26 protein-coding genes are annotated in these 25,679 nt (G+C 67.5%); 12 read left to right on the top strand and 14 right to left on the bottom strand.

Annotated features, from left to right (window positions below):
- Nucleotides 1-8: 8 nt before the first annotated feature.
- The 3 genes from disA to Y900_RS10355 are packed head-to-tail and all read right to left on the bottom strand — an operon-like array spanning nt 9 to nt 3,202.
- A complete protein-coding gene (gene disA, locus Y900_RS10365; protein ID WP_051659995.1) occupies nt 9-1,124 on the bottom strand; it encodes a DNA integrity scanning diadenylate cyclase DisA in 1,116 nt (371 codons plus the stop codon).
- Nucleotides 1,115-2,563: a DNA repair protein RadA gene (radA, locus tag Y900_RS10360; protein WP_081845056.1), complete on the bottom strand. Its 1,449-nt coding sequence runs from the start codon at nt 2,561-2,563 to the stop codon at nt 1,115-1,117. Before radA ends, disA begins: the two co-directional genes overlap by 10 nt.
- A gap of 57 nt (nt 2,564-2,620) precedes the next feature.
- Nucleotides 2,621-3,202 (bottom strand): copper chaperone PCu(A)C domain-containing protein, encoded by a 582-nt coding sequence (locus tag Y900_RS10355; RefSeq protein WP_420329750.1) that lies wholly within the window; start codon nt 3,200-3,202, stop codon nt 2,621-2,623.
- 262 nt (nt 3,203-3,464) lie between these two features.
- Here Y900_RS10355 and carD point away from each other — a divergent pair, with 262 nt between their 5' ends.
- The 5 genes from carD to rlmB are packed head-to-tail and all read left to right on the top strand — an operon-like array spanning nt 3,465 to nt 7,495.
- The gene (gene carD, locus Y900_RS10350) at nt 3,465-3,953 is read left to right on the top strand and encodes an RNA polymerase-binding transcription factor CarD (protein ID WP_019512593.1); all 489 of its coding nucleotides are present in this window, start codon (nt 3,465-3,467) and stop codon (nt 3,951-3,953) included.
- 17 nt (nt 3,954-3,970) lie between these two features.
- Nucleotides 3,971-4,633, top strand: coding sequence for a 2-C-methyl-D-erythritol 4-phosphate cytidylyltransferase (gene ispD, locus Y900_RS10345; protein ID WP_036341769.1), 663 nt, complete (start codon nt 3,971-3,973; stop codon nt 4,631-4,633).
- Nucleotides 4,630-5,121, top strand: a complete 492-nt coding sequence (gene ispF, locus Y900_RS10340; RefSeq protein ID WP_036341768.1) for a 2-C-methyl-D-erythritol 2,4-cyclodiphosphate synthase — start codon at nt 4,630-4,632, stop codon at nt 5,119-5,121. The genes ispD and ispF overlap by 4 nt, the downstream gene beginning before the upstream one ends.
- A 28-nt stretch (nt 5,122-5,149) precedes the next feature.
- Complete coding sequence (cysS, locus tag Y900_RS10335; RefSeq protein ID WP_036341767.1) at nt 5,150-6,553, top strand: cysteine--tRNA ligase; 1,404 nt, start codon at nt 5,150-5,152, stop codon at nt 6,551-6,553.
- A complete protein-coding gene (rlmB, locus tag Y900_RS10330; RefSeq protein ID WP_036341766.1) occupies nt 6,554-7,495 on the top strand; it encodes a 23S rRNA (guanosine(2251)-2'-O)-methyltransferase RlmB in 942 nt (313 codons plus the stop codon).
- A gap of 2 nt (nt 7,496-7,497) precedes the next feature.
- Here the strand turns inward: rlmB and Y900_RS10325 are convergent, their stop codons facing one another.
- From Y900_RS10325 to Y900_RS10300, 6 genes are read right to left on the bottom strand one after another with little or no spacing between them, the layout of a single operon-like run.
- On the bottom strand, nt 7,498-8,733 hold the full coding sequence (locus Y900_RS10325; RefSeq protein WP_036346372.1) for an SLC13 family permease: 1,236 nt from the start codon (nt 8,731-8,733) through the stop codon (nt 7,498-7,500).
- 10 nt (nt 8,734-8,743) lie between these two features.
- The gene (locus Y900_RS10320; protein ID WP_036341765.1) at nt 8,744-9,664 is read right to left on the bottom strand and encodes an MBL fold metallo-hydrolase; all 921 of its coding nucleotides are present in this window, start codon (nt 9,662-9,664) and stop codon (nt 8,744-8,746) included.
- A complete protein-coding gene (locus Y900_RS10315) occupies nt 9,664-10,422 on the bottom strand; it encodes a LamB/YcsF family protein (RefSeq protein WP_036341764.1) in 759 nt (252 codons plus the stop codon). Before Y900_RS10315 ends, Y900_RS10320 begins: the two co-directional genes overlap by 1 nt.
- 29 nt (nt 10,423-10,451) lie before the next feature.
- Complete coding sequence (locus Y900_RS10310; RefSeq protein WP_036341763.1) at nt 10,452-11,318, bottom strand: metal ABC transporter permease; 867 nt, start codon at nt 11,316-11,318, stop codon at nt 10,452-10,454.
- Nucleotides 11,311-12,123: a metal ABC transporter ATP-binding protein gene (locus tag Y900_RS10305; RefSeq protein WP_036341762.1), complete on the bottom strand. Its 813-nt coding sequence runs from the start codon at nt 12,121-12,123 to the stop codon at nt 11,311-11,313. The genes Y900_RS10310 and Y900_RS10305 overlap by 8 nt, the downstream gene beginning before the upstream one ends.
- Before the next feature lie 9 nt (nt 12,124-12,132).
- Nucleotides 12,133-13,050, bottom strand: coding sequence for a metal ABC transporter solute-binding protein, Zn/Mn family (locus tag Y900_RS10300; RefSeq protein WP_051659993.1), 918 nt, complete (start codon nt 13,048-13,050; stop codon nt 12,133-12,135).
- A gap of 107 nt (nt 13,051-13,157) precedes the next feature.
- On the opposite strand from Y900_RS10300, the gene Y900_RS10295 reads away from it, so the two are divergent.
- Nucleotides 13,158-14,258, top strand: a complete 1,101-nt coding sequence (locus Y900_RS10295; protein WP_036341761.1) for an Rv3575c family transcriptional regulator — start codon at nt 13,158-13,160, stop codon at nt 14,256-14,258.
- Here Y900_RS10295 and otsB read toward each other — a convergent pair.
- Both otsB and kstR read right to left on the bottom strand, forming a co-directional pair.
- Nucleotides 14,255-15,013: a trehalose-phosphatase gene (gene otsB / locus Y900_RS10290; RefSeq protein WP_036346367.1), complete on the bottom strand. Its 759-nt coding sequence runs from the start codon at nt 15,011-15,013 to the stop codon at nt 14,255-14,257. The genes Y900_RS10295 and otsB overlap by 4 nt on opposite strands.
- 21 nt (nt 15,014-15,034) lie before the next feature.
- Nucleotides 15,035-15,700: a cholesterol catabolism transcriptional regulator KstR gene (gene kstR / locus Y900_RS10285; protein WP_036341760.1), complete on the bottom strand. Its 666-nt coding sequence runs from the start codon at nt 15,698-15,700 to the stop codon at nt 15,035-15,037.
- 208 nt (nt 15,701-15,908) lie between these two features.
- Between kstR and Y900_RS10280 the strand changes: the two genes are divergently transcribed.
- Nucleotides 15,909-18,014, top strand: coding sequence for an acyl-CoA dehydrogenase family protein (locus tag Y900_RS10280; RefSeq protein ID WP_036341759.1), 2,106 nt, complete (start codon nt 15,909-15,911; stop codon nt 18,012-18,014).
- Between the two features lie 48 nt (nt 18,015-18,062).
- On the opposite strand, the gene Y900_RS10275 is transcribed toward Y900_RS10280, so the two are convergent.
- Entirely contained in the window at nt 18,063-19,130 is a 1,068-nt protein-coding gene (locus Y900_RS10275; RefSeq protein WP_036341758.1) for a ferredoxin--NADP reductase, read from the bottom strand.
- A gap of 144 nt (nt 19,131-19,274) precedes the next feature.
- On the opposite strand from Y900_RS10275, the gene hsaA reads away from it, so the two are divergent.
- From hsaA to hsaB, 3 genes are read left to right on the top strand one after another with little or no spacing between them, the layout of a single operon-like run.
- A complete protein-coding gene (gene hsaA / locus Y900_RS10270; protein ID WP_036341757.1) occupies nt 19,275-20,465 on the top strand; it encodes a 3-hydroxy-9,10-secoandrosta-1,3,5(10)-triene-9,17-dione monooxygenase oxygenase subunit in 1,191 nt (396 codons plus the stop codon).
- Between the two features lie 44 nt (nt 20,466-20,509).
- Nucleotides 20,510-21,409, top strand: coding sequence for an iron-dependent extradiol dioxygenase HsaC (gene hsaC / locus Y900_RS10265; protein ID WP_192827493.1), 900 nt, complete (start codon nt 20,510-20,512; stop codon nt 21,407-21,409).
- A gap of 3 nt (nt 21,410-21,412) precedes the next feature.
- Nucleotides 21,413-21,979 (top strand): 3-hydroxy-9,10-secoandrosta-1,3,5(10)-triene-9,17-dione monooxygenase reductase subunit, encoded by a 567-nt coding sequence (hsaB, locus tag Y900_RS10260; RefSeq protein WP_036341756.1) that lies wholly within the window; start codon nt 21,413-21,415, stop codon nt 21,977-21,979.
- Here the strand turns inward: hsaB and Y900_RS32350 are convergent.
- A complete protein-coding gene (locus tag Y900_RS32350) occupies nt 21,976-22,152 on the bottom strand; it encodes an alpha/beta fold hydrolase (RefSeq protein WP_157838243.1) in 177 nt (58 codons plus the stop codon). The two genes, hsaB and Y900_RS32350, sit on opposite strands and share 4 nt — an antisense overlap.
- Before the next feature lie 111 nt (nt 22,153-22,263).
- On the opposite strand from Y900_RS32350, the gene Y900_RS10255 reads away from it, so the two are divergent.
- Complete coding sequence (locus Y900_RS10255; protein WP_036341755.1) at nt 22,264-23,619, top strand: MFS transporter; 1,356 nt, start codon at nt 22,264-22,266, stop codon at nt 23,617-23,619.
- A complete protein-coding gene (locus tag Y900_RS10250; RefSeq protein ID WP_036341754.1) occupies nt 23,616-24,362 on the top strand; it encodes a 3-hydroxybutyrate dehydrogenase in 747 nt (248 codons plus the stop codon). Before Y900_RS10255 ends, Y900_RS10250 begins: the two co-directional genes overlap by 4 nt.
- A gap of 7 nt (nt 24,363-24,369) precedes the next feature.
- On the opposite strand, the gene Y900_RS10245 is transcribed toward Y900_RS10250, so the two are convergent.
- Nucleotides 24,370-25,653: a 13E12 repeat family protein gene (locus tag Y900_RS10245; RefSeq protein WP_036346363.1), complete on the bottom strand. Its 1,284-nt coding sequence runs from the start codon at nt 25,651-25,653 to the stop codon at nt 24,370-24,372.
- Between the last annotated feature and the right edge of the window lie 26 nt (nt 25,654-25,679).

Here is a 25,679-nt window from a genome sequence, read left to right as displayed (position 1 = left end):
TCTGAACGTCAGACCAGCCGGTCGGCGATGGTCGACTCGGCCAGCTGCGACAAGCCCTCGCGAACGTGTCGTGCCCACATCGCACCGATGCCTTCGACGGACTGTAGGTCGGTGGCGCTGGCTGCCAACAGCCCCTGCAGGGAACCGAAGCGGCGTACCAGCAGGTCGACGTGGGCGAACTGCAGGCGCGGTATACCGGCCATCGCGCGATAGCCGCGGGCGCTCAGTGCCGAATCCTGTGCCTCCGCCGTCGAGGGATAGCCGAACACGCGCGACAGCGCGGTGAAGTCCAATAGTTCGGTGTCCGACAGCGAGTCCAATTCGGCCAGCGTCGAGGCGACCTGAGTCTTCGACGGAGGGTCGGGGTTGGCGTGATAGTCGCGCATGATCAGTTCGCGCGCGGTGTCGTTGCCGCCAAGCAGTTCTTCGAGCTGTAGTCGCAGCTGTCTGCCGTCGGTGCCGAGTTCCACTGCGTCGTAATCGATTTCGAGGCCGATGCGGCGAACCATCTCGAGCCGCTGCACCACCGTCATGACGTCGCGCAGCGTGACGAAGTCTTCGATCTCGGCGGTGGACAACTGCCGGGACACCTCGTCGAGGCGAGCCTTGTAGCGCTCCAGCGTGGCGATCGCCTGGTTGGCCCGCGACAGGATGGTGGCTGAGTCGGCCACCACATGGCGTTCGCCGGAGACGTACACCGTGACGATGTTCATCGAGTGGCTCACCGAGACGACCGGATAGCCGGTCTGGATCGCGGTGCGCTCGGCGGAGCGGTGCCGGGTTCCGGACTCGTCGGTGGGGATCGTCGGATCCGGCACCAGTTGGACGTTGGCTCGTACGATCCGGCTGCCGTCGGTGGACAGCACCACGGCGCCGTCCATCTTCGACAGCTCGCGCAACCGGGTCGGGGCGAACCGCACATCCAGCGAGAACCCGCCGTCGCAGATCGTCTCGACCCGCTCGTCGTAGCCCAGAACGATCAGCGCACCCGTGCGACCACGCAGGATGCGCTCCAGTCCGTCGCGAAGGGCAGTGCCGGGCGCCAGTCGCCCGATGGTCTCGCGCAGCGTGGCCGCCGTTGGCTGGGCGGAGCCGCTGACTCCGTTGACGGTGCTCACAGCCACTTATTGTCCACTGCGTCGAGGTCGTTACTCGACCCCTCCCGCCGAAGCTGCGTGACGACCTTGTCGTAGGGCCGTTTTGCGATGGTCAACATCGAGCGCAGGGCGTCGCCGATGGTGGCCGATTCGATGGCTTTGAAGCCCTTGGGGACCGCGCCGCACCCCACCGGCACGAGCGCCTCGGTGAAGCCGAGGCGTGCCGCTTCGGCGAGTCGGCGGTCCATCCCGGTGACGCGGCGCAGATCCCCGGCCAAGCCCACTTCTCCGATCGCCACGGTGGTGGTGGGCAGCGGCAGGTCCGCGTAGGCCGATGCCATCGCCATTGCGACCGCCAGGTCCGACGAGGGATCCATCAATCGCATGCCGCCGACGGTGGACAGATAGATATCGGTGGCGCTGACCTTGAGGTTGGCCCGCCGCTCCAGCACCGCGGCGATCATCGCCGCGCGTGAACTGTCCACCCCGCTGACCGCGCGGCGTTGCGGTGCGTTCTCGGGGCGGTAGGCCAGCAGGGCCTGGATCTCGCCGATCAGCGGGCGCTTACCGTCCAGTGCCACGGTGACCGCGGTACCGGGTACCGGGTTGGGCCGGTCGTCGAGAAACAATCCGGACGGATCGGATATCCCCTGAATACCGTTGTCCTGCAACACGAAACAGCCGACCTCGTCGGAGGCGCCGAAGCGATTCTTCACCCCGCGGACCATCCGGAGGGTGGAGTTGCGGTCGCCCTCGAAGTGCAGCACCACGTCCACCAGATGTTCAAGCGACCGCGGCCCGGCGATCGCGCCGTCCTTGGTGACGTGGCCGACCAGTATCAGCGCCACGCCGCTCGATTTGGCCGCGGCGGTCAGCGCTGTCGTCACCGCGCGTACCTGGGTCACTCCGCCGACGACGCCGTCGGTGTCACCGGCCGTCATCGTCTGCACCGAGTCGACCACCACCAGACTCGGCTGCACCGCCTCGATGTGGCCGAGCACGGTGTTGACGTCGGTCTCTGCGGCCAGGAACACCTCGTCGTGGGTGCAGCCGGTCCGCTCGGCGCGCATCCGGATCTGGCCCGCGGACTCTTCGCCGGAGACATACAGCGAGCGCCGGCCCGAACTCGCCCACCGGTGCACCACGTCGAGCAGCAGCGTGGACTTGCCGACCCCGGGATCACCGGCCAGCAGGCTGACTGAACCGGGCACCACACCGCCGCCGAGGACTCGGTCGAGTTCGTCGACGCCAGTGGGGAAGTGGCGGGTGCGGTCGGGGTTGATGGAACTGATCGGCACCGCGGGGGTGGAGGGCACGACGGCACGCTGTGCAGTGGTGCCGGCGGCGCTCGCCCCGGCCACCTCATCGACCGTGCCCCAGGTTCCGCACTCCGGGCAACGGCCGACCCACTTGGCCATTACATGGCGGCATTCCGAACAGCGATATTGCGAACGCGCCTTGGCCACGGCCGTGACGCTATCGGGTGGGTCCGACAGATCCGCGCATTAGCGGTCCGTGTCAGCTCATTCCTGGCCTGCGGGTGCCCCTTGCCGCTCCGCTCCGCCCGCCGAGATGGGCACCTGGACCGTCGCCTGGCCGGCCTTCTCGAAGGTGAAGGTGAAGCCATAGGTCAGGCCGTTGGAAATCGGCTGGCTGAGAGTGACCTCGGCCTTGGCCGGCTGCGCACTGCCCATCGGCGCCGCTTCGGCCTGGCCGTCGGCACTGCCGACGATCAAGGACGATCCGGCCGGGATCGAGGTGTTACCGGTGAGCTCCACCGAACCCACGTCGGAGCTGACGCTGACCAGCTTGTCGTTGGTGTCCGGGGAGATGTTTGCCGCGGCGAAGATCAGCTCGACGGCGCGACCCGGCTTCAGGGCGTCACCGGACTGCACTGCCTGGATGTGCACGTTGCGCAGAGCGATGTTCGCGATATTCGCAGTGGCGCCGTTGACGGCCGACTGCTGGTCGGCGGTCTGCGAGATCTGGCCCGCACCGCACCCCGTCAGGATCAGACCGCAGGCCGCCAGGCCAGCGGATGCGGCGACGAGGCGATTCGTCAAGCGGTTCACAACAGCCTCCTGCTCGGCCCGTGTGGACGGCATCGTCGCGCCGCCGCGGTTCGACTATGCACAGTAGTAGGTAGCGTCGCGCGGCGGTAGCTGAGGGTTCACGGTGCGGTGACAGAAGTCGGCGGCCGCGACCGGGTGGTGGTGTGCTGAGCAGTGGGTACGAGCGCCCGCGTTGCACGCTTTCGTCACCCTGTCAACCCCCTCTCTTCACCTTCGGTGCCCCTGACCTGCATCGTTGTTCCGCACGCTGTCGGGCACCGTGGTAACATCGCAGTGTGAAAGGGGCTCGAAACTGATGATTTTTAAGGTCGGAGACACCGTTGTCTATCCACACCACGGTGCTGCATTGATCGAGGCCATTGAAACCCGGACCATCAAAGGCGAACAGAAGGAATATCTCGTCTTGAAGGTGTCCCAGGGGGACCTCACTGTCCGAGTTCCCGCCGACAACGCCGAATATGTCGGCGTGCGCGACGTGGTCGGACAGGAAGGCCTGGACAAGGTGTTTCAGGTGCTTCGTGCCCCGCACACCGAAGAGCCGACCAACTGGTCGCGCCGCTACAAGGCCAACCTGGAGAAGCTGGCGTCCGGTGACGTCAACAAGGTCGCCGAGGTCGTTCGCGACCTGTGGCGCCGGGATCAGGAGCGCGGTCTGTCGGCGGGCGAGAAGCGCATGCTGGCCAAGGCTCGGCAGATCCTCGTCGGCGAGCTGGCCCTCGCTGAGAACACTGATGACGAGAAGGCCACCATCATTCTCGACGAGGCCCTGGCCGCCGCGTCCTGACTGCCCTGAGGGGTTAGGTGTCGGACACGGTCGCGGTCGTCACGGCCGCCGGTTCCGGTGAACGGCTGGGCGCGGGTATCCCAAAGGCTTTTGTGGATCTCGAGGGCCGGACCATGCTCGAACGGGCGGTGGAAGGTCTGTTGGCCTCCGGCGTCATCGACCGGGTGGTCGTCGCCGCGCCGGCCGAGCGGGTCGACGAAACAAAGCTGCTGCTCGACGGTCGCGCCACGGTTGTCGCCGGCGGTCCGGAGCGTCCCGAGACCGTGCGACGAGCATTGGCTGCGGTCGGCGACCCCGAGTTTGTACTCGTGCACGACGCCGCCCGGCCGCTGACGCCTGTCGAGCAGATCCAGCGGGTGGTCGCCGCCCTGCGTGACGGCCTGCGCGCGGTTATTCCGGTGCTGCCGGTCACCGACACCATCAAGGCCGTCGACGCCAACGGCGTCGTCCTCGGGACTCCCGAGCGGTCCGGGCTGCGTGCCGTGCAAACACCCCAGGGATTCGAAACCGCGTTGCTACGCCGCGCGTACGAGCACGTCGGCAGCGCGTCGGTCACCGACGACGCCTCGCTGGTCGAATACCTGGGCACCCCGGTGTACACCGTCGCCGGCGACCCGATGGCGTTCAAGGTCACCACGCCGCTGGATCTCCAGCTGGCCCGAGCCCTGCTGGCCGCATGACGATTCCCCGCATCGGGCTGGGTAGCGACGTCCATCCGATCGAGTCGGGCCGGCCCTGCTGGCTGCTGGGCCTGTTGTTCGACGACGCCGACGGCTGCTCCGGACACTCCGATGGGGACGTCGCCGTCCACGCGCTCTGTGATGCGCTGCTCTCGGCGGCGAGCCTCGGTGATCTCGGTTCGGTGTTCGGCGTGGACCAGCCGCAGTGGCGTGGTGTCACCGGCGTCCGCATGCTCGAACACGTCCGCGAACTGCTCACCGCCGCAGGATTCACCGTCGGTAACGCCGTTGTCCAGGTGATCGCCAACCGCCCCAAGATCGGTCCGCGCCGGGAGGAAGCCCAACGCTTGCTGACCGGCCTACTGGGCGCACCGGTGTCGGTCTCGGCGACCACCACCGACGGACTCGGGCTGACCGGCCGCGGGGAGGGAATGGCGGCCATCGCCACCGCGTTGGTGGTGGCCGGGTCCGCCTCGATGCCTGACTGAGCCGTTCAGGCCGGTAAGCTGGCGCGTCGTGACCGGCACCCTGCGACTCCACGACACCTACAGCGGTGCCGTGCGCGATTTCGCGCCGATCCGTTCCGGGCATGCCTCGATCTATCTCTGCGGTGCCACCGTGCAGGGCTTGCCGCACATCGGGCATGTCCGCAGCGGGGTCGCTTTCGATGTGCTGCGCCGCTGGCTGATGGCCAAGGGATTTGACGTTGCGTTCATCCGCAACGTCACCGACATCGACGACAAGATCCTCACCAAGGCCGCCGACGCGGGCCGCCCGTGGTGGGAGTGGGCCGCCACCCATGAGCGGGCATTCTCGGCGGCTTACGACGCCCTGGGCGTGCTGCCGCCGTCGGCCGAGCCCCGGGCGACCGGCCACATCACTCAGATCGTCGAGCTCATCAAGCGACTGGTCGACACCGGCCACGCCTACACCGGCGCAGGGGACGTCTACTTCGATGTACAGAGCTTCCCGGAGTACGGCAAGCTCTCCGGGCACAAGGTCGACGACGTGCACCAGGGCGAGGGTGTGGCGACCGGCAAGCGCGACCAGCGTGACTTCACCCTGTGGAAGGGCGCCAAGCCCGGCGAGCCGTCCTGGCCGACGCCGTGGGGAGCGGGCCGCCCGGGCTGGCACTCCGAATGCGTTGCGATGGCCCACGAATACCTCGGTGCTGAATTCGATATTCATTGCGGTGGAATGGATCTGGTTTTCCCGCACCATGAGAACGAGATCGCGCAGGCGCGTGCCGCCGGCGACGGCTTCGCCCGGTACTGGCTGCACAACGGCTGGGTCACCATGGGCGGCGAGAAGATGAGCAAGTCGCTGGGTAATGTCCTGTCGATTCCAGCTGTGCTGCAACGGGTTCGGCCCGCAGAGCTGCGTTACTACCTGGGCAGTGCGCATTACCGGTCGATGCTGGAGTTCTCCGAGAACGCACTGCAGGATGCGGTCAAGGCGTACACCGGCATCGAAGAGTTCCTGCACCGGGTGCGGACTCGTGTCGGTGTCGTCGTGCCGAGCACGTGGACCGAGAAGTTCGGTGCGGCGCTCGATGACGACCTCGCCGTACCCGCCGCCCTGGCCGAGGTACATGCCGCCCGCGCGGACGGCAACCGGGCCCTGGAATCCGGCGACCACGAGACCGCGCTGGCGAAGGCGCGTGAAATCCGTTCGATGATGGGGATTCTCGGGTGTGACCCGCTCGACGAACGCTGGGAGACCCGCGACGAGACGTCGGCGGCCCTGGCTGCGGTCGACGTGTTGGTGCGCGCCGAGCTGAACCGTCGAGACGGGGCTCGCCAGACCCGCGACTGGGCTCTGGCCGATGAGATCCGGGATCGGCTCAAGGAAGCCGGCATCGAGGTGACCGATACCGCCGACGGACCGCAGTGGGCGCTACGCGAAGAAGGCGGCAAGTAAATGGCGGGAAACTCCAAGCGGCGCGGTGCGATTCGCAAGGAAGGCACCAAGAAGGGTCCGACCGTCGGTTCCGGCGGTCAGCGCCGCCGTGGGCTGGAAGGCCGCGGTGCGACGCCGCCGGCAAGTGCTCGCACGGGGCATCCGGCGGCCCGGCGCGCCGCAAATGCCGACAAGCGGGCGCGCCAGTATTCGAAGGCCACCGACGAGACCGAGATGGTTCTGGGCCGCAACCCCGTGTTGGAGTGCCTGCGTGCGCACGCGCCGGCGACAGCGCTGTATGTGGCGCTGGGCGCGGAAGCCGATGAGCGGCTGACCGAGTCGGTCACGCTGGCCGCGGACCGTGGCATCGCGATTCTCGAAGTGCCGCGCCACGATCTGGACCGGTTGAGCTCCAACGGGTTACACCAGGGCATCGCCCTGCAGGTGCCGCCCTACAACTACGCCCACCCCGACGATCTGCTGGCCGCCGCCACCTCTGACGTCGAACCAGCTCTTCTGGTCGCACTGGACAACATCTCCGATCCGCGCAACCTCGGCGCGATCGTGCGGTCGGTGGCCGCCTTCGCGGGTCACGGTGTGCTGATCCCGCAGCGACGCTCCGCGTCGGTGACGGCGGTCGCGTGGCGCACCAGCGCCGGTGCGGCCGCCCGCGTCCGGGTCGCGCGGGCCACGAATCTCACTCGCACGCTAAAGGATTGGGCCGACGCCGGTGTTCAGGTGATCGGTCTCGATGCCGAAGGCGACACCACGCTCGACGATCTCGACGGCTCTGGTCCGCTGGTGCTCGTGGTCGGCTCGGAGGGCAAGGGGCTTTCGCGACTGGTACGCCAGAATTGCGATGCGGTGGTGTCGATTCCGATGGCAGGACCGACTGAGTCGCTGAACGCATCGGTCGCTGCCGGTGTGGTGCTCGCCGAGATCGCCCGTCAGCGCCGCCGCTAGCACTACACGCCGATCAGCTCCACCCCGGCCCACAACGTCAACACCGCCACCACCAGGCAGGCCGGAACCGCCGCCAGACCCAGCCAGGTGAATTCGCGCACGCTGGTCGGCTCGCCCTGCTGATGCAACACCCTGCGCCACAACAGATTGGCCAGCGACCCGGCGTATGTCAGGTTCGGTCCGATGTTCACCCCGATCAGCACGGCGAGCACTGCGGCCGGACCGCTGCCTGCGGCCAGCGGGAGCAGCACCAGTACAGCGGGCAGGTTGTTCACGACGTTGGACAGCAGCGCCGCCACCGTCGCTATGCCGAGCAGTGCCGATAGGCTGCCACCCGACGGCAGCAGGTCTGCGGCGGCGGTGTCGAGACCGTTGACCATCACCGCTTTGACGACCACCGCCAGCGCCAGCACGAACAGCAGGAACGGCACGTTCAGCGAGTGCACGATCCCGCCGATTGTGCTGCGCCCCTGCGCCAGTGAGCGCACGCCGAGAACAACCGCGCCCGCCAGCGCCGCCCAGGCGGGCGACAGGCCGGCGAACGAGGCCACCGCGAATCCGACCAGCGTCAGGGCCAGCACGCCAAGGACGAATACCGGCCGGTCCGCCTGCGGGGGCGGGCTTTCGGGCGGCACGTCGGCGAGATCGCGCCGAAACGCCAGCCGCAGCACCAGGTATTCCACGGCGATCGCGGCGAGCCACGGTGCTGCCATCAACGCGCTGAACCGGGTGAATGACAGCCCGGCGGCACTGAACGCCAGCAGGTTGGTCAGGTTGGACACCGGCAGCAACAGCGATGCCGAATTGGACAGGTGCGCAGTCGCATACAGGTGTGGGCGCGGCGGCACCCGCAGTGTGCGCGCCGTGGCCAGCACTACGGGGGTCAGCAGCACGACGGTGGCGTCCAGGCTGAGCACCGCCGTGGTGGCCGCCGCGATCAGGAACACCTGACCCAGCAGCCGCCGCGGCTTCCCGGCGGTGCCGCGTGCCATCCAGGTGCCCGCCGCCTGGAACAGACCCTCGTCGTCGCACAGCTTGGCCAGCACCAGTATCGCGGCCAGGAAGGCGACCACCGGGAGCATCCGGCTCGCCTCGTCGGCGGCGTCGTGGGTCGACACCGCACCGATCGCGATGACCAGGGCGGCGGCCGGCACCGCTGCCCATGCTTCTGACCAGCCCGCAGGGCGGGCGATGGCGAAGACGAGGACGACCACCAGGGCCAACAGGGCGACGATCAGCACGGCGCGATCAGGCCCACGGGTCTTCGCGTTGCCACACCGTCGGCAGATGCAGTGCGACGCTGTCACGCTCGGCCAGGCCCGACAGAACTCGCATGGTCGCGTTCAGGTCGTCGCCGGCGTACGGCAGCGCGATCAGCGGCTCGGTGAGCGGGCGGAAGAAGTCGTCCCAGTGGATCAGCACGACGCGGCGCGCCCCGACCGCCCTGACCGTCTGCTCCCAGTACTGCTCGATGTAGGCCCGGGGTTGCACACCGAGCTGGCCGACACCCAGGTAGACGATGTCGGCGCGACGGCCGTCGAGGGCGCCGTCCAGGAAGCCGGCGCTGCCTTGGATGAGCAGCCGCCGATCGCTGGGTGCATGGTGGATCAGGGTCGACCACGCCTCGCCGCAGCGGAACGCCGAGGCTTTCACCGGCGGCACGACGGGTGCGGTGATGGTGCCGGGGAAGCGGTCCGGCGGGCAGTGGTGCGATTCGATGAGTGTCACGGTGAACGGGCCGAGTGCCAGCTCTTCCCCGGATGCCGCGACGATGATCTGGTCGTCCGAAAGTCGATATCCCCGAGCAATATTCGCAGCCGACTCGCCGCCGATCAGCCGGGCGCCGGTGCGGGCCGCGACGAGGGCGGAGTCCATGGCGTGATCGTAGTGAGTGTGCACGGGCAGCACGGCGGCCAGCCGGTTGATGTTGGCCCGGTTGAGGCAGTAGTCGATTCGGGATGCCGACGGCGCCAGCCGGCGCAGCCCGACATCCAGCATCGGCGGGCGGGAGAAGAAGCCGTCGGTCAGCAGCGACGAGGTGCCGTCGTCGACGAGGAGCGTCGACACCCCCAGCCAGGTGACCGATAGCGCGGTGTCCGGGTCGGCTTCGGGGACGTCGAAGCGGTCGCGGTATTGGCCGATATCGGGCCTTCCGAGTTTGAGCCGCATCAGATGAAGGCCGCCACGTCGACTCCGTCGCGCCGCAGGCGGTCGCGGACCGCGGTGGCGATCTTCACCGCACCGGGCGAATCACCGTGCACGCAAATCGATTCCACCCGTATGTCGATCGTCGACCCGTCGACGGCGGATACCTGGCCGCTGTCCACCATCCGCGACACCCGCTCGGCGATCTGCTCCGGATCGTGTAGCACCGCGCCGTGCTCCCGGCGGGAAACCAACGCCCCGTCGGGGCGATAGGCGCGGTCGGCGAACGCCTCGGCGACGGTGCGTAGACCGAGTCGTTCGGCTTCTTCGAAGAACACCGAACCGGCCAGGCTCAGCACCGGCAGGCCGGGGTCGACGGCGTGCACCGCCTCGGCAACCGCCCGGGCCTGCTCTCGATGGGTGACGATCGTGTTGTACAGCGCGCCATGGGGTTTGACGTAGCCGACATCGGTTCCTGCGGAACGGGCCAGTGCCTGTAACGCGCCGATCTGGTAGATCACCTCCGCGGTGAGCTCGGCGGGTTCGACGTCGATGAAGCGGCGGCCGAACCCGGCCAGGTCGAGATAACTCACCTGGGCGCCGATCCGCACCCCGCGCTCGGCGGCGGCACGGCTGGTGCGGGCCAGCCCGGCCGGATTGCCTGCGTGGAAGCCGCAGGCCACGTTGGCGCTCGTGACGACATCGAGCATGGCGGCGTCGTTGCCGAGTTCCCACACCCCGAAGCCTTCGCCGAGGTCTGCGTTCAGGTCGACGGACGTCACGGGACCAGCCTAACCAGCCGGCGGATGGATCACGCCGCGGCGGGATCCACCTGGCGTCGGCTGACGGCCCAGCACACGAGATAGATCACAAACGAGATCGTCGTGACGAACACCGATACCGGAACTCCGGGCGCCAGCGACAGCACGATGCCGACGACCGCGGACAGTTCGGCGAAGATCACCGACGCCGCGATCACCGCCGCCGGTGAACTGAACACCCGGGCCGCCGCGGCTGCCGGCGTGATGAGCAGTGACATGACCAGTAGCGCACCGACGATCTGCACACCTTGAGCGGCCACCACACCGACAAGGGCGGCGAACACGATGCCCAGCATGCGCACCGGAACACCGCGTGCCGCAGCCACTTCGGGGTCCGCGGTGGCGAACAGCAGAGGCCGGTAGCTGAAGGTCAGCACGCCGACCACCAACACGGTCACCGCGATCAGCAGCGTCAGACCCGAGTAGCCGACGCCGACGATCTGACCGGTCAGCAGCGCGAAGCTGGTGCCGGCCCGGCCCGGGTACAGATGGATGAACAGCACCGCCAGGCCCAGCCCGAAGGCCAGCACCACGCCGATCGCCGAGTCACGCTCGCGGGCCCGCTGCCCAAGGATGCCGAACAGCACCGCGGCGAGCGCGCTGCCCACCAGCGCCCCCAAGCCGACGTTGAACCCGACCAGCAACGCGAAGGCCGCGCCGGTCAGCGACAGCTCGCTGGAACCGTGCACGGCGAACGACATCTGGCGCATCACGATGAACGGCCCGATCAGCCCGGCGACCAAAGCCAGCAGCGCGGCGGCGATCAGGGCCTGCTGAACGAAGTCCCGGCCGAGCAGGTCGGCGGTGATGTCGAAAGCGAACAGGTGATCCAGCAGGTCTGCGAAGCGGTCATTCATGGGTGTGTCCGTGGGTGTGGCCGGAGTGATCGAGGTGTTCGCCTACCACGACGTAGCGGTCGCCGACCTGCACAACCTGGATGTCGGCCTGGTACAACTCCGAGAGCGTCGCCGAGGTCATCACCTCGGCGACCGTGCCGATCCGGAATCGTCCGTTGACCAGATAGAGCACCCGGTCGACGTAGGGGACCACCGGGTTGATCTCGTGCGTCACGAACATCACCGCGGTACCGGACCTGCGGCGCCGGTCGATGAGTTGGGCGACCAGCCGGGCGCTGGCCGGATCCAGGTTGAGTAGGGGCTCGTCGCAGAGCAGCAGCACCGGATCACTGGCCAGTGCCTGGGCGATGCGCACCCGCTGTAGTTCGCCGCCGGACATCACCCCGACCGGAACCTTGGCCAACTTCGGCGCCTGGACCGCTGCCAACGCCCGCTCGACGACGGAGTTCCGGTGCCGGCGCTCCTTCGGCGACAGCGGCCCGATGCCCCAGTGGTGACCGTCCACCCCGAGGCGGACCAGGTCGCGACCGCGCAGGCTCAGGCCCCGGTCGACCGAGCGGTGCTGTGGCACGTACCCGATCCGCTCGCTGCCCGCCTCGATCGGCCTGCCCTGGATGGTGGCCGTACCCGCGCTGAGTTCCAGCTGACCCAGCAGCACCTTGAACAGCGACGTCTTGCCGGTGCCGTTGGGGCCGAGGATGGCGATGAACTCACCGGGGGCCACCGTCAAGTCGAGGTGGTCCCAGAGCACCCGGTCCCCGAACGCCAGCCGGGCACCGGACAGGCAGACGACCTCGGTACTCACAAGCAGTGATTATCGGTTCTGCTGCAACGCGGCGGTCAACCGGTCGGCGGTATCGCGCTGCCAGGTCAGGTAGTCCTTGCCGTCGGGCAGCGTCTCGGTGACGCTGACGACGGGCACACCGGCGCTCGCAGCCGCGGCCTGGACCTGTTTGGTGACCTCGGTGATGGTTTGTTCGTTGAACACCACCGCGGCGATCTGGCGGGATTTGATGAGGTCCAGCATGGCCGCGACGTCGACGGGGGCGGGGTCGGTGTCCTGCTCGACGGCGCCGGCGAATCCGGTCGGTGTCTTGTCCGTCAGGCCGGCGGCCACCAGGAGATAGTGCGCGACGGGTTCGGTCGCGACCACCGCGGCGCCCGGGTGGCTGGTGCGGATGGCGTTCTCGGTCTGCGCTATCGCGTCGACCTTGCGGTTGAAGGTCTCGGCGTTGGACTTGTAGTCGGCGGCGTGCTGCGGATCGTCCTGGGCGAGCTTGTCGGCGATCGAACTGGCCACGGCCCGCGCGGTGGCCAGGTCGTAGAAGACGTGTTCGTTGGCCGGCTGGGGTTCGCCGGCGGGCGGCTTCAGCAGTGCGTAGGCGTTGACAGCAGCCACTGACTTGTGGCTGGCCAGGACGTCGTCGACCCAGTGGTCATAGCCGCCGCCGTTGTAGACCACCAGCGACGCGTCGGCGATGTCGGCCGCGTTCGAGGGGCTGGCCTCGAATGAGTGCGGGTCGGCCGAGGCGCTGTTGATGATCGAGGTGACCTTGGCGTGGTCGCCTGCGACCGCCTGCGCGACGCTGCCCCAGACGTCGGTGGACGCCACCACGGTGGGGGTCTGTGCTCCCGGGCCGCTGCCCGGGGACTTGTCCCCGCATGCGGTGAGACCGGCCGCCAGCGTCAACGCCGACAAACCTATGACCGCACGGATCGCAGTACTGCGCACGAGCCCTCCTGTAACCGAGTAGACCTAATACAAATGAAAACCGTTTCCAATAACCATAGGGCATCGGTACCGGTCGTGCGCAACTCGATGCGCTAGCCTCACGGAGCATGTCCCGAAGTCCCGCGCCGCGGCGGCGGGCAACTCTTGCCTCATTGGCTGCCGAACTCAAGGTTTCGCGGACCACGATCTCTAACGCGTACAACCGGCCAGATCAGTTGTCGGCTGATCTGCGGGAGCGGGTACTGGCCACCGCCAAGCGACTGGGATATGCCGGCCCGGACCCGGTCGCCCGGTCGCTGCGAACCCGAAAGGCCGGCGCGGTCGGACTGGTGATCACCGAGCCGTTGACCTACGCCTTCAGTGATCCCGCCGCATTGAACTTCGTTGCCGGGCTCGCTGAATCCTGCGAAGAAGCCGGGCAGGGCCTGCTACTGGTCGCGGTCGGACCGGACCGCAGTGTCTCGGACGGCATGAATTCCGTTCTGGCAGCCGGAGTCGACGGATTCGTCGTCTACGCCGCTGCCGACGACGACCCCTACCTGCAGACGGTGTTGCAGCGCCACGTGCCGATCGTGGTCGTCGACCAGCCCGCGGATGTCCCGGGCTCATCCCGGGTCTGCATCGACGACCGGACCGCCATGCGGGAACTGGCCGACTATGTCGTCGGGCTCGGGCATCACGAAATCGGCTTGCTGACAATGCGATTGGGCAACGAGCGACGCGTCGGCGACCAGGCGGCAGGCCTCGTCAGCGCGGATCGGCTGAGAGACTCGCGCTTTCACGTCCAGACCGAGCGGATCGGCGGCGTGCGCGATGCGATGAGGGCTGCGGGGCACGACCCGGCCACCCTGACCATCGTGGAGAGCTGCGAGCACCGGCCGGCGTCGGGTGCGGCGGCCGCCGAGCTGGCGCTGCAGACGAACCCGCGGATCACCGCCTTGATGTGCACCGCCGATGTACTGGCCATCTCAGCGATGGATTATCTACGCGCCAAAGGCATTTACGTGCCCGGCCAGATGACGGTCACCGGGTTCGACGGCATCCCTGAGGCTTTGAGCCGGGGGCTGACCACGGTGTCGCAGCCTAGCCTGGAGAAGGGCAAGCGGGCCGGCCGGCTGCTGCACAGCCCGCCACGCGACGGCTTGCCGGTGATCGACGTGCTGCCCACCGAACTGGTGCGCGGGCGGACTGCGGGCCCGCCTGTCTAACCCCGCCGGGCGCTAACCAGGTACCCCAGGGCGGTCGCGACGTCGTCAGGGGAATCCACTCGATAGCGGGCCAGGGTCTGGCCCGGACCGACCTTCACCCCGACGTCGCCGCCGGTGAGCCGCTTGAACCCTTTTTCGTCGGTGACGTCGTCGCCGAAGAACACCACCGCGGTCGCGTCGAGTTGTTCGCGCAGCTGCTCGAGCGCCGCACCCTTGTCAGTGTCGATGACGGCGAACTCGCGAACAGCTTTGCCTTCGGTGATGTGAATGTCCCAGTCCCGCACCGCGTTCAGCGCCTCGTCGAGGGCCTTCTGGGCGTCCTCGGGGACCGCGTTGCGTACGTGGAAGGCCACGCTGACCGGCTTGACTTCGATGCTCGCGCCGGGATAGCGCCGCGCCAGGGAAGTCATCGTGTGCTCGAGCTCGGCCAGCCGCGCCCTGGCCGCGTCGTCGATCGCATCAAGGAAGTCGGCGTCGAACTCCGCGCCGTGGCTGCCCACCAGATGCACATCCCCGGGCGCGCCGGACAGAATTTTCAGGTCGCGAAGCGCACGGCCGGAGATCAGCGCCGCATTGGTGGACTGCAATGTCGCCAGCGCGGCAAGGGCGTCGGCGGCGGCAGGCAGGGGACGGGCGTCGGCGGGGTTGGCCACGATCGGCGCAACTGTGCCGTCGAAGTCGGAGGCCACCAACAACTGTGGGGCGCGCGCGACCTGGCTCAGCGCGCGACGCAGATCCTCGGGAAGATCGGGCACAGGGTCCTCGGGCACGGGGTCCTAGGACTCGCCGTCGTCGCCGATCAGCAGCCGCACCGCGAGATCGAGACGTTTGCTGACGTCGGTCGCCGAGGCCCGTCGGGTCAGCCAGGCCAACAGGTTCGACAGCCACACATCGGAGATGACCCGGGCGATGTGGTACTGGTCTTCGGTCGGTTCGCCGTCGCTCATGGCGCGCGCGAACATGCTGTCGATGATCTTCTCGACGTGATCAACTTCACCGGCGGCCGAGGCGTCGGCGAACACGTACGCCCGCGTCATCGCCTCCGTCAGCAGCGGGTTGCGCTGCATTGCCCGGTTCAGCTTGCTCACCATGAAGTTGAGCCGCTGGAACGGTGAGCCCCCGGCCACCGCGGTCCGGTCGGTCTTGGCGTCGATGCGCTCGAACTCGCGGGCCAGCGCGGAGACCAGCAGGTGCACCTTCGACGGGAAGTAGCGGTACAGCGTGCCGACCGCCACATCGGCACGGTCGGCCACCGCACGCATCTGCACGGCCTCGTATCCGCCCTTGGAGGCGATCGCCATGGTGGCGTCGAGGATGCGCTTGCGGCGTTCGCGCTGAGCCTCGGATCCAAGCTCTGATTCGGCGAGTACGGACACCGGTATCACCTCACGTGGCTGCGAACCTGCACCGCCGGCCGTCGATTTCTGCGCTGGCGATGACATGGGTCGGCTAGCTCCTTCCAAGGCTGTTCCGGGAGAAACGATACGCATCGCTACAGCGCCTCGCGCACCTCTGCGTCCCCCAGGACAGCCGCGTGTCCTGCTGCGATGCCGGTCGACTTGACTGTTGATCGCTGGCACTATTAGAACACGTTCTAGTGGGCCGAGAAGTTTTTCAGCGCCCGTTCTTTGTGACCTTGAGGAGCCGCGGGTGTCTGCGACCATCACCGACGAACAGTTTGCCGCCCGCGAGTTGGTCCGCAGCTGGGCGGCCTCCTCGGGCGCCTTGGCCGCTGTTCGCGACGTCGACCATGGCACCCCCGACGCGTGGCGCCGGGTGTATCGCGGGCTCGCCGAGCTGGGCTTGTTCGGTGTCGCGGTGGCGGAGGAGGCCGGTGGCGCCGGCGGATCCATCCAGGATTTGTGCGCGATGGTCGAGGAGGCGGCGCGGGCGCTGGTCCCCGGACCGGTCGCGACGACGGCGGTCGCCACGCTGGTGATCACCGATGCCGAACTGCTTGAAGCGCTGGCTTCGGGCGAGGCCACCGCTGGCCTCGCGCTGGCCACCGACCTCCGTAAAGACGGTGATCAGATCTCTGGCAGCGCCGATTTCGTGCTCGGCGCCGACAGCTCGGGCGTGCTGCTGCTCCCGGTAGGCGACGACGTCGTCGTGGTCGACGCGGGCGCCGACGGGGTTTCAGTCGAGCTGCTGGCCGCCACCGACTTTTCCCGCCCCCTGGGTCGGGTGACCCTGAACTCGGTTCCCGCCATCACGCTGGCCGTCTCGCGGCGCCGGTTCGAGGACCTGGCCGCCACCGTGCTGGCCGCCGAGACCGCGGGCATCGCCCGCTGGACGCTGGACACCGCGGTGGACTACGCCAAGGTGCGTGAGCAGTTCGGCAAGCCGATCGGCAGCTTCCAGGCCATCAAGCACATGTGTGCCGAGATGTTGTTGCGCTCTCAGCAGGCTGCGGTCGCGGCGGCCGACGCCGCCGTCGCGGCTGCCGGTGAGGATCCCCAGCAGCTGTCCATCGCCGCCGCCATCGCCGCGGCCATCGGTATCGAAGCGGCCACCGCCAACGCCAAGGACTGCATCCAGGTGCTCGGCGGCATCGGCATCACCTGGGAGCATGACGCCCACCTCTACCTGCGTCGCGCCTACAGCATCGGCCAGATCCTCGGCGGCCGGCCGGCGTGGCTGCGCCGGGTCGCCGCGCTGACGCTGGACGGTGTGCGCCGCGAGTTGCACATCGATCTGGACTCCGTCGCGCACCTGCAGCCGGAGATCGCCGCCGCGGTCGCCGAGGTGGCCAAGCTGCCGGCCGACCAGCGCCAGCCCGCGCTGGCCGACTCCGGTCTGCTCGCGCCGCACTGGCCCAAGCCCTACGGCCGGGAGGCGTCGCCTGCCGAGCAGCTGCTCATCGACTCCGAGATGGCCAAGGCCGACGTGCAGCGCCCTGATCTGGTGATCGGCTGGTGGGCGGTGCCGACGATCCTGGAGGGCGGTACGCCCGAGCAGATCGAGCGGTTCGTGCCGGCCAGCCTGCGCGGCGAGATCATCTGGTGCCAGCTGTTCAGTGAGCCCGGTGCCGGGTCGGACCTGGCCGCTCTGCGCACGAAAGCTGTTCGCGCCGAAGGCGGTTGGAAGCTCACCGGGCAGAAGGTGTGGACCTCGGCCGCGCAGAAGGCGCACTGGGGTGTCTGCCTGGCCAGAACCGACCCCGACGCTCCGAAGCACAAGGGCATCACGTACTTCCTGATCGACATGCGCTCGCCGGGCATCGTGGTGCGGCCGCTGCGGGAGATCACCGGCGACGAGCTCTTCAACGAGGTCTTCTTCGACGACGTCTTCGTGCCCGACGACATGGTGGTCGGCACCGTCAACAACGGGTGGCGGCTGGCCCGCACCACGCTGGCCAACGAGCGGGTCGCGATGGCGCAGGGCACCGCGCTGGGGAATCCGGTGGAGGAGATGCTGCGCTCGGTCGCCGCGCGTGAACTCGACACCGCGCTGCAGGACCAGACGGCCAAGCTGATCCTGTCCGCGCAGGCGGGCTCGCTGCTCGACCAGCGCATCGCGCAGCTGGCGGTCAGCGGACAGGACACCAGCGCAGAAGCCAGCGCGCGCAAGCTGATCGGCGTTCGGCACCGTCAGGCGCTGGCCGAGTTCCGGCAGGAGTTGTCCGAGTCGGGCGGCCTCACCGTCGACGGATTCGTCCACGACTTCCTCAACACCCGGTGCCTGACGATCGCCGGTGGCACCGAGCAGATCCTGCTCACGATGGCCGGCGAACGGCTGCTGGGCCTGCCGCGCTAGCGAGGAAGCGTTGCGCGAGTGTGCCGCGTCATCCACACTCGCACAACGCTATTCGTCGTAGGTGACTTCGACCGAATCGGAGGTCGGCCGCGCCTGGCAGGCCAGGATCAGCCCCTCGTCGATGTCGCTGGGCTCCAGGACGTCGTTGATGTCCATCTCCACGTCACCGCTGCGCTTGACCACCGCGCACGCTCCGCAGTGCCCCTCACGGCAGGAGAACGGCACGTCGAGCCCCTTGTCGAGCAGGACGTCGAGCAGTTTGGCGCTGCGCGGCCACGACACGGTGTGGGTCTGCCCATCGAGTTCGACGACGGCCTCCGCCGGCGGTTCGTCGCTGTCGTCGGTGATCGTCACCGCGGCGAACGGGTCGGTGTCCAGTGAGCGGAACACCTCGATGTGCACCTGCTTGGCCGGCACCTGCAACGAGTCCAGCGCTTGCTCGGCAGCCTGCATGAACGGTCCCGGCCCGCAGATGAACGCCTGCCGATCGGTGTAGGGCGCCATCACGCTGCTCAGCGCCGCTGTGCTGGGCAATCCCTGCACCGACTCCAGCCAGTGCACGACCGTCAGCCGATCGGGGTACTTGGCGGCCAGGTCACGCAGGGTGCCGGCGAAGATCACGGAACGCTCGTCTCGGTTGGCGTAGAGCAGGGTCACCTTGCCGCTGCCCTCCGAGAGGGCCGACTTGCAGATGGCCAGCATCGGGGTGATGCCGCTGCCCGCCGCGATCAGCAGGAAATCGGTGTCCAGGGTCTTGGGCACGAAGGTTCCCGACGGCGCGAGCAAGTGGATCTTCATGCCCCGGTGCGCGTGGTCGCACAGCCAATTCGACGCGTAGCCGTCAACTGTGCGCTTGACGGTCACGGTCAGGGCGTCGTCGGTGAACGGCGAGCTGCACAGCGAGTAGCAGCGCGCCACCGACCCCGTCCGGTCGCTGGGGATGCGCAGGGTCAGGAACTGGCCGGGTGCGTAGCGCAGCCGATCAGCCGGGATGTCGGCACCGGCGGGCACGCCGAACACCAGCGATCGCGAGTCGTCGGTTTCGTCGACCACGTCGGTCACTTCCAACTCGAGCACGTGGCTGCCCAGCGGCTCGTCGGGTGGAACCTGCGTCACGGTGTTCAGCCTTCCCTCCGCCTAACTAGAACAGGTTACAGAAATCGCTTTCCATATCGCTACCAGCCGCAGGCTCGCCCTGCTCGACACAAATCGTAACGTGTTCTAGTCTTGGGTCCAGAACCACACTCTGGGAGGCATGCAGTGACGTCCATTCAACAGCGTGACGCGAACGCAGTTCTCACCGGCATCGATGAACTGTTGCCCAAGCTCCGCGAGCGCGCGCAGGAGACCGAAGACCTGCGTCGGATCCCCGAGGCCACGATCGCCGAGCTGGATGAGGTCGGCTTCTTCAAGCTGTTGCAGCCCGAGCAGTGGGGCGGCCTGCAGAGTGACCCGACGATGTTTTACGAGGCGGTGCGACGGCTGGCCAGCGCCTGCGGGTCCACCGGGTGGGTGGCCGGCATCCTCGGGGTGCACAACTGGCATCTGGCGCACTTCGATCAGCAGGCTCAGGAAGACGTCTGGAGTGCCGACCCCACGGTCCGGATCTCCTCGTCGTACGCCCCGATGGGCGCCGGCGTGGTGACCGAGGCGGGTGACGGCTACATCGTCAACGGCGCCTGGCACTGGTCGTCGGGTTGCGATCACGCCACCTGGACGTTCGTCGGCGGCCCGGTGATCAAGGACGGCAGGCCGGTCGACTTCGGCAGCTTCCTGGTCCCGATCAGCGACTACCGCATCGAGGATGACTGGCATGTGGTGGGGCTCAAGGGAACCGGCAGCAACACCCTGGTGATGAAGGACGTTTTCGTTCCCCGCCACCGGTTCACCTCGTTCAAGGCGATGGGTGACCTGGCTTCGCCGGGACTGCAGACCAACACCGCGCCGGTGTACAAGATGCCCTGGGGCACCATGCATCCCACCACGATCTCCACTCCGATCGTCGGTATGGCGTACGGCGCCTACGCCGCTCACGTTGAGCATCAGGGCAAGCGCGTGCGCGCCGCCTACGCCGGCGAGAAGGCCAAGGACGACCCGTTCGCCAAGGTCCGCATCGCCGAAGCGGCCAGCGACATCGACGCGGCCTGGACCCAGCTGTCGGGCAACCTCGCCACCGAGTACGCGTTGCTGCTCGACGGTCAGGACATTCCGCTGGAGCTGCGCGCCAAGGCCCGCCGCGACCAGGTGCGCGCCACCCAGCGGGCGATCGCGTCCGTCGACCGCCTCTTCGAGAGCGCAGGGGCCACCGCGCTCGGCATCGACACTCCGCTGCAACGGTTCTGGCGTGATGCGCACGCCGGCCGGGTGCACGCAGCCAACGATGCCGAGCGCGCCTATGTGATGTTCGGCAACCAGGAATTCGGGCTGCCGCTCGGCGACACGATGGTCTAATCGGTTCGAACAAGCTGACGATCGACTTTCCTCGGAGGTGGAGTGTGACGCTGAAAGCCCTCGGCTATATGCGGATTGAGGCCACCGATGTGGCCGCCTGGCGAGATTTCGGAACCAAGGTGCTCGGCATGGTGGAAGGCGACGGGGCCATGCCCGACGCGCTGTACCTCCGCATGGACGAGTTCGCCGCCCGACTGGTGATCGTGCCGGGCGAGCGGGATCGGCTGCTGGTATCCGGCTGGGAGGTCGCCGATGCGCCCGCGCTGCAGACTCTGCGTGAGACCCTGGCCAAGGCGGGCGTCGACTTCGCCGAAGGCACCCGCGAGGAGAAGTCCGAGCGACGTGTCGAGGGGCTGATCCGGTTCTCCGATCCCGCGGGCAACACGCTCGAGGCGTTCCACGGTGCGCAGTACCTCGGTCGCCGGTTCGTCAGCCCGTACGGCCACAAATTCGTCACCGCCGAACAGGGTCTCGGCCATGTCGTGCTCACCTGTGACGACGATGCCGCGGCGCAGGCGTTTTATCAGGACGTGCTCGGCTTCAAGCTGCGGGATTCGATGAGCCTGCCCCCGGAGATCGCCGGGCGCCCGGCCGACGGGGACCCGGTCTGGCTGCGGTTCTACGGCTGCAACCCGCGCCACCATGCGCTGGCGTTCATGCCGATGCCCAACCCGACCGGCATCGTGCACCTGATGGTCGAGGTGGAGAACTCCGACGACGTCGGCTTGTGCCTGGACCGCGCGCTGCGCCGCAAGGTGAAGATGTCGGCGACGCTGGGCAGGCACACCAACGACAAGATGCTGTCCTTCTACATGAAGACGCCCGGTGGCTTTGACGTCGAATTCGGTTGTGAGGGACTCGAAGTCGACGATCACGACTGGATCGCCAGGGAGAGCACCGCGGTCAGCCTGTGGGGCCACGACTTCTCGGTCGGGTTCAAGTAGCCGATGGCGTCCCCGGAGATCGATCCCCGCACGTTTCGCCATGTGCTCGGGCAGTTCTGCACCGGCATCACGATCATCACGACCGTGCACGAGGACATTCCGGTCGGCTTCGCTTGCCAGTCGTTCGCGGCATTGTCGCTCGAGCCGCCGCTGGTGCTGTTCTGCCCGACCAAGCTGTCCCGGTCCTGGGCGGCCATCGAGGCCAGCGGGAAGTTCTGCGTCAACGTCCTGCACGAGAACCAGAAGGACGTGTCGGCCCGGTTCGGGTCGAGGGAGCCGGACAAGTTCGCTGGGATCGGTTGGAGCCCAAGCAAGCTCGGCTCACCGGTGATCGACGGCACCCTGGCCCACATCGACTGCACCGTGCATTCGGTGCACGACGGTGGCGACCACTTCGTGGTGTTCGGTGCCGTGCACTCGCTGTCCGAAGTGCCGAAGAAGAAGCCGCGCCCGCTGCTGTTCTACCGCGGCGAGTACACCGGCATCGAGCCGGACAAGAACAGCCCGGCGCAGTGGCGCGACGACCTCGACGCGTTCCTCACCACCACGACGACCGACACCTGGCTCTAGCGCTGGTCGTCGATGAAGTCGACGAGCGCCGCGGCCACCTTTCGGTGAACCGTTTCGTTCAGGATGTCGTGATGCGCACCCGGGAACCCGTGTAGCCGCAAGGGTTCGATCTGCTCGGCGTAGGCGCGCAGCGCGCTGACCGGGGCGACCGGACGAAACGGGCATATCTGCATATTCGAGATCCGTGCTGCGTATTTCGATATTGCGCGCGATATGGCGTGCGCGAATACTCATCCACGTGTGGCTGTCGTCACATGGGGGCATGCAGTGACCGAGGGGGACAGATGAGCGTGACCACTGTGGCGAGCGGTCTTCGCAAGGTGGTCGCCGCCTCGATGGCGGGCACCGTGGTCGAGTGGTACGAGTTCTTCCTCTACGGCACAGCCGCCACCTTGGTCTTCAACAAGGTCTTCTTCGCCAAGGGGACCAGCGACCTCGATGCGATCCTCGCAGCGTTCATCACCTATGCCGTCGGCTTCGCCGCGCGACCGCTCGGTGGAATTGTGTTCGGCCATTTCGGTGACAAGTACGGCCGCAAAAAGCTCTTGCAGTTCAGCCTGGTGCTCGTCGGTGCGTCGACATTTTTGATGGGCTGTCTGCCGACATTCGGGCAGATCGGTTACTGGGCGCCCGCGCTTCTGGTGGTGCTGCGCTTCGTTCAGGGCTTCGCCGTGGGTGGGGAGTGGGGCGGCGCAGTGCTGCTGGTCGCCGAACACAGTCCCAGTCGGGAGCGCGGATTCTGGGCCAGCTGGCCCCAAGCCGGCGTGCCGGTGGGCAATATCCTCGCCACGGTGGTGCTGCTGACGTTGACCACGACGCTGTCCGAAGCCGCATTCCTGTCCTGGGGCTGGCGGGTCGGGTTCTGGCTGTCGGCGGTGGTGGTGCTGATCGGCTACTACATCAGGACCAAGGTCACCGACGCCCCGATCTTCGTGATGGCCCAGCAGGAGGCAGAGCAGATCAAGGCGAGCTCGTACGGTGTCGTCGAGGTCGTCAAGCGTTATCCGCGTGGGGTTTTCACCGCGATGGGGCTCCGGGTCGCGGAGAACATCATGTACTACCTGGTGGTCACCTTCTCGATCACCTATCTCAAGGTGCAGGTGCACGCCGACACGAGCGACATCTTGTGGTGGCTGTTGGCCGCGCACGCAGTACATTTCGTGGTGATCCCGTACGCCGGCCGGTTGTCGGACCGCGTCGGGCGAAAACCGGTCTATCTGATCGGTGCGCTCGGTGCCGGCGCGTGGGGCTTCTTCGCCTTCCCGATGATGAACAGCGGGCATTACCTGCTGATCATGGGCTCGATCATTCTCGGTCTGGTCATCCACGCGCTCATGTACGCCCCGCAGCCGGCGCTGATGGCCGAGATGTTTCCCACCCGGATGCGGTATTCGGGTGTGTCCCTTGGCTATCAGGTCACTGCGATCTTCGCGGGATCGCTGGCGCCGATCATCGCGGTCAAGCTGTTGGAGACCTACAAGTCGGCGGTGCCGATCGCGATCTATCTGGCCGCCGCGGCGGTGATAACCCTGGTCGCGCTGGCGTTCACTCGAGAGACCAAGGGTATCGACCTTGCCGATATCGACACCGCCGACGCCCGGCGCGACAGCAGGGCGGCCTCCGCGACGGCGCCGGCATGACGGCACTCGATGGGCGTTCCGTTCTGGTCACCGGTGCGGCCAGTGGCATCGGTGCGGCGTGCGCACGGGAGTTGGCTGCGCGCGGGGCGAAGGTCACCGTCGCCGACATCGATGGTGCCGGGGCCGCCGCCCTGGCCACCGAGATCGGCGGAAAGTCCTGGGAAGTAGACCTTCTCGACGTCACAGCGCTGGAAGAACTGCACCTGGACTTCGACATCCTGGTCAACAACGCGGGCATGCAGGTCATCGATCCGATCGTCGACTATCCGCCGGATAAGTTCCGGACGCTTCTCGCGCTGATGGTGGAGGCGCCGTTCCTGCTCGTTCGCGCCACGTTGCCGGGGATGTACGAACGCGGGTTCGGCCGGATCATCAACATCTCCTCCATCCACGGGTTGCGGGCCTCGGAGTTCAAGGTCGCCTATGTGACGGCGAAACACGCGCTGGAGGGGCTGTCCAAGGTGACCGCACTCGAAGGCGGCCCGCGCGGGGTGACCAGCAACTGCGTCAACCCTGGATATGTGCGAACTCCGTTGGTGACCAAGCAGATTGCCGACCAGGCGCGCACTCACGGAATCGACGAGCAGGAAGTGCTGGAGACGATCCTGCTCAGCGAGAGCGCGATCAAACGGCTGGTCGAACCCGACGAGGTCGCCGATCTGGTGGGCTGGCTGGCGTCGCCCGCCGCGGCGATGGTGACCGGCGCGTCCTACACGATGGACGGCGGCTGGAGCGCCCGGTGACAGGGAGTCAGGCAGCGTCGAAGGTCACCAGGTCGACGCTGAGCTGACTCTCGATGATGCTGACCCGTTTTCGGATCGGCGGCCCGGGCAACGGTGGGGCGATGGACCGATACGTGGCGCCGGTCGGAGTGGTGAAGTCGGCCTGATGCATGCCGTCGCGCTCGGCAGTACGTACCCGCCAGCCGCGGGCTTCTTTGGCGTAGTTGCACGCCTCGCACTCCCCGAGGCCATTGAGCGCGCTCGTACTGCCGGATTCCCGGTGCGGTAGCGCATGATCCCGATGGCGAATGGGGGCGTCGCAGTACGGCGTTCGGCACGTTTGGTCCCGCAGTCCGATGAACGCGGCCAACCCTCTCGGGAAGATTCGCGAACGCGATTCCATCGCAACGAGCTGTCGGCTGTCGGGATGCCGATAAAGCCGTCGCAACGTGGTTCTGGCGCTTTCATCGAGAGCGGCGTCGCCGACCATCTTGCATGCGAATCCGGCGGGCACCGGACCGTACCCGTCCAACCACGCCGACTCATCGTCGCCACCGGCCAAGGTGGTATCGGCCATGACCAGGTTGAGCGACACCGGTACGGGCTGTTCTGCGGGTCTGCCGGTGACGCGCTCCACCACGGTATCGGCCATGACCTGACCGCGGGAACGTCCGTCGAAGGTAGTGTCCGCCTGTCGTTTGACCGAGGTGTACACGGCGACTCCCTGCGCGACGGGCAACAATACCGTCACGTAGGCCATGGTGTCCGGCGCAGGACGGATCCACACACACCGGTCGGCTGCCGCCTTGGCGGTGCGTTCGACAACGGCTTGCGCGTCCAGTCGCACGGCGATCTTCTTTGCCTCAGCTGCAACCCGCTTGTCACCCCAGCCTTCGAGCGCCGAAGTATCGCTGCATAGTTCGGCGTCCAGTTGACGGCGATGCTCGATCGAAAGACACGCTGACTCTCGTACGATCATCGTCGCGCGCCACTCGCTGAGTGCACCACTTTCCAGCGCGGCAAGGGTGTGCGGCATCTCGCGTACGAGGGCGGTCGCCAACCCGAGATGTTGGCCACCCCGCATCGGGGCGACGCGGCGAGCAAGGGCCACCTCGTTGGCCAGTCCACGGCCGCGCTTCGGCTTTGGAACACCCGCTTCCGCTTCCGCCAGATGCCGCTTGGTCGCCCACGCCTCCGTCGCGCGGGCCTGTGCGGCAGCCGCAGCGGCCTTCAGCTGTTCGAGCTGTTCAACGATCCCACGCAGCGTCGCCTCGTCGACGTCCGAATCGAAATCGAACAAACTTTCGAACATGTTGTCGACGGTACTCCGCCCCACCG

The organism is Mycolicibacterium aromaticivorans JS19b1 = JCM 16368, from assembly GCF_000559085.1.
GTDB lineage: Bacteria > Actinomycetota > Actinomycetes > Mycobacteriales > Mycobacteriaceae > Mycobacterium > Mycobacterium aromaticivorans.
The sequence above is the reverse complement of the archived record's forward strand: the minus strand, read 5'-3'. Positions and strand labels throughout refer to the sequence as shown.